The organism is Micromonospora sp. BL1 (assembly GCF_003667485.1).
In the GTDB taxonomy this organism is placed as follows: Bacteria; Actinomycetota; Actinomycetes; order Mycobacteriales; family Micromonosporaceae; genus Micromonospora; species Micromonospora tulbaghiae.
This window is the reverse complement of record NZ_RCVK01000406.1, coordinates 1-9,054: the sequence shown is the minus strand read 5'-3', so window position 1 is coordinate 9,054 and position 9,054 is coordinate 1. Positions and strand designations below refer to the sequence as shown.

Below are 9,054 nucleotides of genomic sequence, written 5' to 3'. Positions count from 1 at the left end.
GTACGCGCCCGCGTGCCGGACATCAGCACGCCACCCGGCAGCGCCCCGCCGCCCGACTGCGGGCCACCGTCCGACCCCGGTACGGTGGCGCCGCCGTCCGGCTCGGGCGGCGCGCCGTCGTACACGAGCCAGGCTGGTGCCTGCGGGGACGCCGCGCCCATGGATCCGTCCTTTCCCGACGGCGCCGGCCGGGCGGGGAGTGCCCGGCCGGCGCCGAGGCGGCTCAGAGCCGGTAGAAGTTGGCGTAGTGGTCGGGCGAGAACCAGGTCACGCCGGTGCTCTTGTTGACCACGATCCGGTACGCGTCCCGGGAGGCGTTGCAGGCGCGCGGGTAGACGTCGTACTCGTAGTAGGTGGCACCGGAGGGCAACTGGCCCTCGTAGTTGTAGAACCGGCCGCCGGCGAAGTTGCACTGGCCGCCGCTCCACGAGTACCAGCCGCGGCTCGTCGGGAAGCTCTTGGCCGACCAGCCGGAACGGGCGGTGCGCGCGTCGGCGCAGCGGGACTGCGTGCAGGAGCCGTAGACGGCGGCCGCGGCGGGCTCGGCGAGCCGGGTGGAGACCGTGGACGGGGCGACGAGCGCGGCGGCGGCCACGGCGGTGACCAGGGCGGACGCGGCGAGGGCGCGGCGTACGCGGGTGACGGCGGCGCGGAACGGGGTCAAGGGATCCTCCTTGAGCGAGCCGGCATGACATCGACCAGCATCGTTTCCTGGTCGCCGCTCAGTCTGTCGAGGATCCTGCCCGCCGTACAGCCCCGATCCGGCGACGGCGCCCCGAACCCCGCGTGAACACACGATGGCGGGTGCGGACGGGCGACCCGAGCCGCCCGTCCGCACCCGCCGCGTGGATCAGTGCGTGAACGCCTGGAACTCGGCGATCCGCACGTTCTGCGCCTGCGGGCTGGCGGTGGCGCAGTCGGTCGCCGCCCGCGGGTCGTCGTCCTGCTCACCGGCGTAGTCCGGCGCGCCGGTGCACTGGTTGGTCAGCACCTCGACGCGCAGGTGCGTGGCCTTGGTGCGCGGGATGTCGAACGACCGCATGATCAGCTCGGGCGCCCGGGGACGCGGCGCCACAGCCGGGAACGCGTCCGGCCGGCTGGTGTAGACCGGCCGGAAGTCCGCCGCGTCGGCGCAGGTCACCGGCCCCGTCGCGGTGCACGCCAGAACCCGGAACTGCCGCACCGCGGAGTACCGGCTCTGGGTGCCGGCGTCGGCGTCACCGGTGACCGGCGGGCGCAGCATGGCACTCACCTGCACCCGGCGTACCTGCTGGACGTCACCGGCCAGGTCGACTGTGACCTGCCGGCCGGCGACCGGCGCACCGAGCGAGGCCCAGTTGGTGGCCTCGTCGTCGTCGGCGATCTGCGGCAGGTTGATCCCGTCGCCGCTGACCGCCGCGCCCGCGGTGGCCGAGGCCAGGTTGGGCCGCAACGTCACCGGCAGCGTCCGGTTCTGGCCCGCCTTGACCTTCACCGGGCCGATGCGGGTGTGGCCGTAGCCGGGCGCCCGCACCACGAACTCGTACGTGCCGGGCACCAGGTCCACCCGGTCGGTGAGCGGGGTGGCCGCGTCGGTGTCCGCCACCGGCACCGCCCGCGCCTGGTAGCGCCCGACGAACAGCTGCGCGCCGGCGACCGGCCCGCGCTCGCCGACCGGCAGAAGGCGCAGCGAGCCCTCCCGCGCGTACGGCGAGGTGAAGCCCGGCGTGGGGTCGGCGTCGGTGTGGCCGACGCTGGCCGCGGTCTCGCCGAGGCCGCGCCCGGCGAACGCGTTCCAGAGCAGGTCCTGGTTGGCCCCGCCGAAGCGGATCCGGTCGGCGGCGAGCATCGCGTCCCGGGCGTCGACCATGCTGACCTGGCTGACCGACATGAGCAGGAACGAGTCGAAGACCAGCTGGATCCAGCGCCGGTTACCCGGGCAGGCGGTCACGTCGCGGGCGCCGGTGGCGCACGCCTTCTGCACGGCCGGGGTGCCGCTGCCCCAGCGGCGCATCATGGCCGCGCGGATGTCGGCGTTGGTGGCGCTCCACAGCTCACCGGAGGCGTGCACCTGGAGGCCGACGAAGTCGTAGTCGACCGAGCTGTAGTTGAGCGGGCTGTCGCTCATGTTGTAGTTGCGGATGCCCGCGTTCGGGTCCCCGGTGGTGTACTCGCCGATGGTGAAGCCGCGTCGGCCGGGTGCGGCGTACCCGTGCTCGAACAGGTACTCCATGGCGAGCTGGTCCGACCAGCTCTCGCTCATGCCCTGCGGCGAGCTGACCCCGGCGCTCGGGCCGGCGATCATGCGGTTGGTGACCGCGTGGCCGTACTCGTGGGCGATCACCGACATGTCGAAGTCGCCGTCCACGCAGGGCGCGTAGAACGAGCCCGCCATCGGCTGCCACAGGTACATGTTGGTGGTCGGCGCGACGCCGTCCGGCGGGGTGATCTGGTTGGCGTTGTTACGCGCCGCGAACGCGGGCGGACCGCCGCTGATGCCGCCGGCCTGCGCGTTGCCCTGCTCGGGGTCGTTACCGAGACCACCACGGCCGAGGTTGTCCTGCTGCATGTTCCAGGTCTCCTCGGTGAACCCGAGGTGGTAGGTCCAGTCGTGCATCCGGTTGTGCATGGCGAACAGGTTCGCCCGCGCCGCGTCGATGTCGTTCGCCTGCGGCGAGGTGAACACCTCCGGGTTGCAGCGCTGCTCCTGCCACTGGTTCGTCCACGGGTAGTCGTACCTGCGGTCCGGGCGGGGCGTCGCGGTCTCGGTGCCGACGCTGAACGGGTCGTTGCTGTTCCAGTTCTGCACCGCGATCGCGTTGTTGCCCTTGGTCGTGGTGGTGGACTGGCCGGTGGCCGGGTCCACGTCCCACGCCGGCTGCCCGGGTACGCCCACCACCTCGGCGCAGCCGCGCGCCGGCACGGCGCACCACCGCTTGCGGGTGTCGGCCGAGGACCCGTCGACACGCGGCGAGTTCGGGAAGACCTCCCACGAGGGGTGGTCGGCGTCGTGGTCGATCAGGTCCTCGCGAACCAGCACGGCGCCGTCGCGGGCGTCCACGTAGGTGGAGTAGGCGGCCGGGTCCGCGCCGGTGGTGTCCGCGCCGAGGACGACCTCCCACGCCGCGCGCGCCCCACGGTCCGCGGTGGGGACCGCGACCAACGAGGTACGCACGACCTGCGCGTCGGCACGCCCGGCGTCGGCGATGGCGGCCTGGCGGGCCTGCTCGGCGCTGATCGTCGCGGGGGCCGGCGTACCGGCGTCACGGGCCAGCGAGGAGCTGACGTGCCACACCGCTCCGTCGCGTACGCCGATCGACAGCATGCCGTCGACGGCGGCCGGCAGGTCGCCGAAGCGCTGCCGGAACAGGACGGTCGCGCCCTGCCCCATCGGCGCCACGGTGAGCAGTTCCAGCGCGGCGGCGCCCTCGGCGGTCAGGCCCAGCACGTCCCGGTTGGCTGCCACGTACGCGCGCGCGGCGGCGGCCGGGTCGGCGGGCAGCCCGGTGGCGAGCGGCTTGCCGGTCGAGGTGAGCGTGGCCGGCGTACCGAAGTCGGTCCAGCGCACACGCGCGCCGAGCGCGGCGGCCCGGTCCCGCTGCCGCTCGCTGGCGGCGACGCGGCCCTTGCGGTTGTCAGTGGCCTTGGTGTCGTGCCGGTCGCCCGGCAGGTGGTCGGGTGGCGCCTGGGTACGGGTCTGTTCCCGGGGTGCCGCCTGGCCGCCGCCAGCGGCGGTCAGGACCAGACCGGCTGCCAGCAGCAGCGCGGTGGTCCCCGTCAACGCACGGGATGGTGTGCGCACGGTCCCTCCTGTCATCGTCGAACGGCGATGTCCGTTCCGCCATCCGACCAGGACGATCGACGCGCCGACACCATCCGAACATCCATAAATGTTGCTGCGTCGATTTCTCGGCGGCACCCATGGCGCCTCCGGTCGAGCAGATCCGAGACTCATATCTCACCAGACGAGATACGAATGGATCTTGGTACGAAACGGCCCCTATGAGGGCCCTTTCGTACCAAGATCTCCACAGCGTCAACAGCTTTCAGGTCACGTTCTCTTCTCCTGGTGTTCGTCGTCGTCCCCGCGTCGGCGCAGTGCCCACCCGCCGACCCGGCCGGAGAGCTTGCCGGTCGCCCATTTGGCCCGGTCGAAGGTGTCGTTGCCGAGGCGCCGGGCCGCGTCCACGCCGTCTGCGCCGGTCTCGAGCGCCTTGTCTCTCGCCTCCTTGGCAGCGTCCGTCCATCGTCTCGCCTCCGAGGACTGCCCATCACCCTCGATCCCGAGCCGCCCGTGGAAGTCGACGATGGCGGCCGAGACGTGGTTGCTCGATTTCACCACCGCCGGTGAGTCCATCGGGTTCAGCAGCACCTTGGCGTTCGCTCTGCCCGCAGCCGCTTCCATGCGAGCCAGCAGACGCTCGGTGCACCGGGAGATGAGTTCGAGCCGGTTCTGCCGGGCGTTCCTCAGTCCGACGCGATGCCCGTCCAACTCATCCGGCGACGCATCGAGCACCCGGTCGAGTTCGAGCACGGCAATCGCGTCCTGCAGTTGGAAGCAGCGGGCCAGGACGACGAGCCACTCGTGTGCCTTGGACTCCGCTTCCCTGGCCGCCTTGGCGAGATCACCGATAGCGGCTTTACGCTCCAACTTCTCCGCGAGCGCGTCGAGTTGACGCAACGCGTACGCCTGGGTTTCCGCGATCGTCGCCGGCGCGCCCTGCACCTTCGACCACGTGACCTCGTCGACCCGGCCCCGCTGCTCGCGGATGGTCATGGACTCCTCGATGACGAAGCCCACGCCGATCATCCGGGCCAGCACCGCGTCCTTCTGGGCGCGGAGCACATCGTCGACCTTCTCGTCGATCGTGGCGAGATAGTCGGTGATCTCCTTCATGCTCTGCTGCATCGCAAGCTGCGCCATGAGTCCCGCAGCACCGGCCAGCAGCGCCGGATTGCCGGCCATTGACACCTTGTCGATCTGGAGCCATTTCTGGATCGAGCCTGGATCTCCCACCATCGCGTGGCTGACACCCGGGGTCTTGGTCGGCATCAAACCGTGTTTGTGCACGAGTTGGGCCGATTCCTTTGTCAGCTGCACCCAACGACCCGAGTGGGCGGCGATCTCGGAACCAGCCTGTGCCGCTGTCGCCCCGACCTTGAGGACAGATCCGAGCCGAGGCAGCCCGAGGTCTCTGGACGGCAGGCCCTCGGAGACGAGGAAGCGCTCGACAGCCGTCGGATCTCCGATGACCGCCAGCCCGTCGCCGTCGCTGACCAGCTGGATCTCGTTACCCATTCTCGGCTCCTGACAGGTGGGGAGGGTGGAGAGCGATGTTGTGCACCCTGTTCGCAGCTTGAGGTGCAGACGGTCAGTGGTCTCGGTGAGGAGCTGGGTGCTCGTCGGCGATCAGGTCGGCGATCACCTGGCCGAGATCCTGGCCGGGGGCGTGGATGCCCGCGACGGCCAGCACATCGGCGTCGCGGCGCAGCTCGTCGGCGAGCTGGGCGGTGGTCAGCGCACGCGGCTGTTCGGGGCCGTCGACGTGGTGACACGACAGTTCCCGTGCCTCGCACCGGTCGAGCAGCCAGTCCCGCAGCGCCTTGCGCTGCATCGCGTCCCAGCCCTCGGTGGCCCACCGCCGCTTGTACTCCGGCCGCTCGATCAGCCCGACGGTGCGGTTGCCCTCGATGACCGCGATCCGCCGTTCCACGATCGCCCGGTACTCGGGCCTCCAGTACGCCGGCAGCTCGGTGATCGGCTTCGACCGGTGCCGCTCGAACCACTGCATCTCCAGGCCCTCGTCACGCATCTTGCGCGCGAGCACGATCTCGAACGCCCGCTCCCCCGGCGCTTGTATCGGAGGCCGGACGCTCTCCGGCGCGGTCAGGTCGTCGTCCAGCAGCCCGTAGAGCGAGTAGACCTGCCAGTCCAGCTCCTCCTGCAGCCCGATCATCACGCCACGAACGCAGTGCCACTCGTAGCCGGCGGCATCCAGCCGCTTGCGGGTCGGCACCCCGGAGGCGGCAACCGCCGCCGGGGTCACCCTGGCGAGCCGCCGCGCCAGATCGTCGATCTCCCGGCTCAGTTCCACCGGGTACGCCGCCGAACGGTCGAAGACCGTCTCTTCCGGATCGGGCAGGCAGTGGTGACGCGTCGCCACGAACGCGGCGGCCAGCGACCAGGAATGCGCACACTCGTCCTTCGGCAGCGGATGGTGGCGGCGCATCTCATCGACCGGACCGGCCCGCTCCCGCAGGTCCTTCTCCCGCCTCTCGGCCTGCTTCTGCAGGTCGGACAGGAGCAGTTTCCGGTCGATCACGCGACGACTCTAGCCGTCCCGCCGCCGGGACCGCGGCAGCCGTAAGTACCGATCTCCTCGACAGACCGCTACCGATGGCTTCCCTCTCAGTCTCGGACGTGGGCTCACGCCGTCGCATCGAGGAAGGTGGCCACCACCCGACGGAAGCCGTGTGGATTCTCGACCCACGGCAGGTGACCGGATCCGGGGAGGCTGACCCGCTCGCAGTTCGGCAGCGCCTGCTCCAGCGAGTCGACGCCCCAGCGGGGGCGGATGTCCTCGGGGCCGTCGATGATCAGCACGGGGAGGTCGAGTGCCCGGCACCGCACGGCGATGTCGGATTCCCTGAGCTCCTGCTTCACCTCGGCGTTGATCACCCGGTTGCAGTCGTGGTTGACGCCCAGCCACGGCGTGGCCATGCCCTCGGCGTGCGTCATCGCGGCGTCAGGATCGGCGAAGTCGGCCGACCACTGCAGGACCGCCCGTTCGCGTTCCTCGGCAGGAGTGCGGGTGCGTGCACCCAGCGCCTCCCACCGGTTCAGACGAGGCCCGAGCCGCCGCCTGAGATTCCGCTCGTAGTGCGGATGCCAGCCGCGTTCGGGGTCGATGCCGGTGCCGGACACGTAGATCAGGTGACTGACCCGCTCCGGGTACTCGATCGCGTACCGCAGCGCCAGGTGCGCGCCCCACGAGTGGCCCAGCACTGCCGTTCGCGGTCCGGCCAGGTGTTCGCGTACCGCGTCGAGGTCGGCGACGAAGCGGCCGATCGTGTACGGACCGCGCCGCTGGGAACGCCCGCAGCCACGCTGGTCCCACCGAACGACACGGGCGTGCCCGTCGAGCAGCCGGGCGACCGGGCCGAGGTAGTCCCAGATGCCCGGGCCGCCGTGGCAGAGCACCAGCGGCGCGCCGGCACCGACCCGGTCGGCCCACAGGCGACAACCGTCTTCGGTACGCACGTCCGCAGTCATCGACGACAGTATGGCGAGCCGGCGAGCCGACACCGTCCGGTCAGTCCTGGGTGCCGGCGAACAGGGTCCAGGCGTCTATCTCGGTCGGCGCCAACGGCCGCGCCGGCAGATACGACGCCAGGTCGCGGAAGTCCGCCACCGCGTTGTGCACGCACACCGCGAGCGAGAAGTGCAGCAGTTCCCGCACCGCCTGCGCGTCGGGCGCCGTGACGTCGTCCAGCAGCGGACTGCGCACGTCGAGCGCGAACACCACGTGGCAGGCGCTCTGGTCGGACTTGACCACGCAGTAGTAGCGCCCGGCCTCCGCCAGCCGGTTACGGATGTTCGCCCAGGCCATCGCCCCGGAGATGTCGGGCACGTCGGCGCCGGCCACGCAGGCCATCCGGAAGACCCAGCGGGCCGGGTCCTCCGGTGACACAGCGCCGTAGACCAGCACCAGGCCGCCGCGGTGGAACACGGTGAAGCCCTGCACGTCCGGACTGAGGTGCAGGAAGTCCGGGGTCCAGACCCGGTCGTACTGCCGCTCGGCGAGGGACCGCAGGAAATGCACGGTCTGGCCGGCGGCCTGACGAGCGTCTACGCCCATGCGTTCTGGTCCTCCCCGAAGGATCACGGAAGCTCACGCTATGAAGCGGCACGGACACGGATCAAGGTGCGGCGATCGAGTCTGGATGGTCGGTCCCGTGAACGGGACCGAACCCGCTTCGAGTCCCACGGATAGGACTACAGGGCGGCTCGTCCGATCGGTCAACACCCGACGCGCGGCTGCGCGCGTACACCGGCCGGGGTTGTTAGCGTGGATCGCGGACCGCACGGCGGTCCGGCCACCCCTCGCCCGACGGCCCGCGCGTCCCGGTGACGCCGCGGGACGCGGTGCTGCGATCCGGCATGGAGGGGGTGCGATGACCGCGGTGCCGGAGGATCCGGGGCCGGGTGACCGCCGGCCCGCGCCCGGCGCGCCGGTCGACAGCTGGCGGCGGCGCTGGAGCGTACGGACGCGGGCGCTCGGCGAGGCGGCGCGCGTGCGGACCCGGCGCTTCTGGGACGGTGCGCAGCCGACGCTGCGGCAGCTCTGGTGGACCGAGGAACCGGTGACGCCGGTGACCACAGTCGACCGGCGCGTACCGGAGCCGCTCGCGGTGCCGGCGCAGGGCCAGGTGTACGTGTTCCTGGTCCGCGCCACCTACACCTGGTCGTCGGAGACGGCCCGGCCGGAGCTGTTCGGCTGGTACGTGGACTACTTCCAGCAGCAGGCCGCGCAGCGCCTGCACCGGCTGGCCGTCCGGTGCGCGGTGGAGGTGCCGCCGCACCGCCCGCGCGACCTGCACGCCGCGTTGACCGCCGCGCTGGCCGAGGACGACCCGTCGCCCTGGACGTACGAGCGCGGCGAGGTGACGTTCGCCTGCGAGCCGGACGTCACAGTGCACCTGGACGAGCGGGTGCGCAAGCTGCTCCAGCCGTACTGGGAGCAGCGCATCGCGCTGGAGTGCGAACGCGACCTGGCCCGGCGCCGCGCCGAGTACGCGGAGGAACGCGACCGGCGCGACCGCCCGCCGGAGCAGGCGAGGACGGCGGGCGAGGCGGGACGGACACGGCGTGGATCGCGGCCGGACGGACCGGTGGAGTCGTTCACCCCGCTGGAGCCGCTGCTCCCCCCGCCCGCACCGCGCTCGGCCCCGGGGCAGCGGCTCCGCCCCGGCGAGCCGGAGTCGCCCCAGGTCTGAGCCCGGCGGCGTCAGCCCGCAACGGCGGCCGTCTCGGGGCGGGCCTGCCGGGCGGCCAGGTACGCGGCGATCCCGGTG

General features: G+C 71.7%; 7 protein-coding genes. 1 reads left to right on the top strand and 6 read right to left on the bottom strand.

The features are described 5' to 3' along the window. Positions 1 to 223: 223 nt before the first annotated feature. The 6 genes from EAD96_RS29835 to EAD96_RS29810 form a co-directional block, all read right to left on the bottom strand. Entirely contained in the window at positions 224 to 664 is a 441-nt protein-coding gene (locus EAD96_RS29835) for a ribonuclease domain-containing protein (RefSeq protein ID WP_121686577.1), read from the bottom strand. 186 nt (positions 665 to 850) lie between these two features. Beyond that, positions 851 to 3,760, bottom strand: a complete 2,910-nt coding sequence (locus EAD96_RS29830) for a M36 family metallopeptidase (protein ID WP_233586231.1) — start codon at positions 3,758 to 3,760, stop codon at positions 851 to 853. A 270-nt stretch (positions 3,761 to 4,030) separates the two neighbouring features. Beyond that, positions 4,031 to 5,278 carry a hypothetical protein gene (locus EAD96_RS29825; RefSeq protein WP_121686575.1) on the bottom strand — a complete coding sequence of 416 codons (1,248 nt, stop codon included), beginning with the start codon at positions 5,276 to 5,278 and terminating at the stop codon, positions 4,031 to 4,033. A 73-nt stretch (positions 5,279 to 5,351) separates the two neighbouring features. After that, the gene (locus EAD96_RS29820) at positions 5,352 to 6,302 is read right to left on the bottom strand and encodes a hypothetical protein (protein ID WP_121686574.1); all 951 of its coding nucleotides are present in this window, start codon (positions 6,300 to 6,302) and stop codon (positions 5,352 to 5,354) included. Between the two features lie 104 nt (positions 6,303 to 6,406). Beyond that, entirely contained in the window at positions 6,407 to 7,252 is an 846-nt protein-coding gene (locus tag EAD96_RS29815; protein WP_121686573.1) for an alpha/beta fold hydrolase, read from the bottom strand. 40 nt (positions 7,253 to 7,292) lie between these two features. Further along, positions 7,293 to 7,838, bottom strand: coding sequence for a hypothetical protein (locus tag EAD96_RS29810; protein ID WP_121686572.1), 546 nt, complete (start codon positions 7,836 to 7,838; stop codon positions 7,293 to 7,295). 316 nt (positions 7,839 to 8,154) lie between these two features. Between EAD96_RS29810 and EAD96_RS29805 the strand changes: the two genes are divergently transcribed. Further along, positions 8,155 to 8,976 (top strand): hypothetical protein, encoded by an 822-nt coding sequence (locus EAD96_RS29805; protein WP_121686571.1) that lies wholly within the window; start codon positions 8,155 to 8,157, stop codon positions 8,974 to 8,976. The last annotated feature ends 78 nt before the right edge of the window (positions 8,977 to 9,054 follow it).

Bases quoted from the DNA above. Each gene is read 5' to 3' on its own strand.
- EAD96_RS29825 (WP_121686575.1), bottom strand. From the start codon at position 5,278: ATGGGTAACGAGATCCAGCTGGTCAGCGACGGCGACGGGCTGGCGGTC.
- EAD96_RS29815 (WP_121686573.1), bottom strand. From the start codon at position 7,252: ATGACTGCGGACGTGCGTACCGAAGACGGTTGTCGCCTGTGGGCCGAC.
- EAD96_RS29810 (WP_121686572.1), bottom strand. From the start codon at position 7,838: ATGGGCGTAGACGCTCGTCAGGCCGCCGGCCAGACCGTGCATTTCCTG.
- EAD96_RS29805 (WP_121686571.1), top strand. From the start codon at position 8,155: ATGACCGCGGTGCCGGAGGATCCGGGGCCGGGTGACCGCCGGCCCGCG.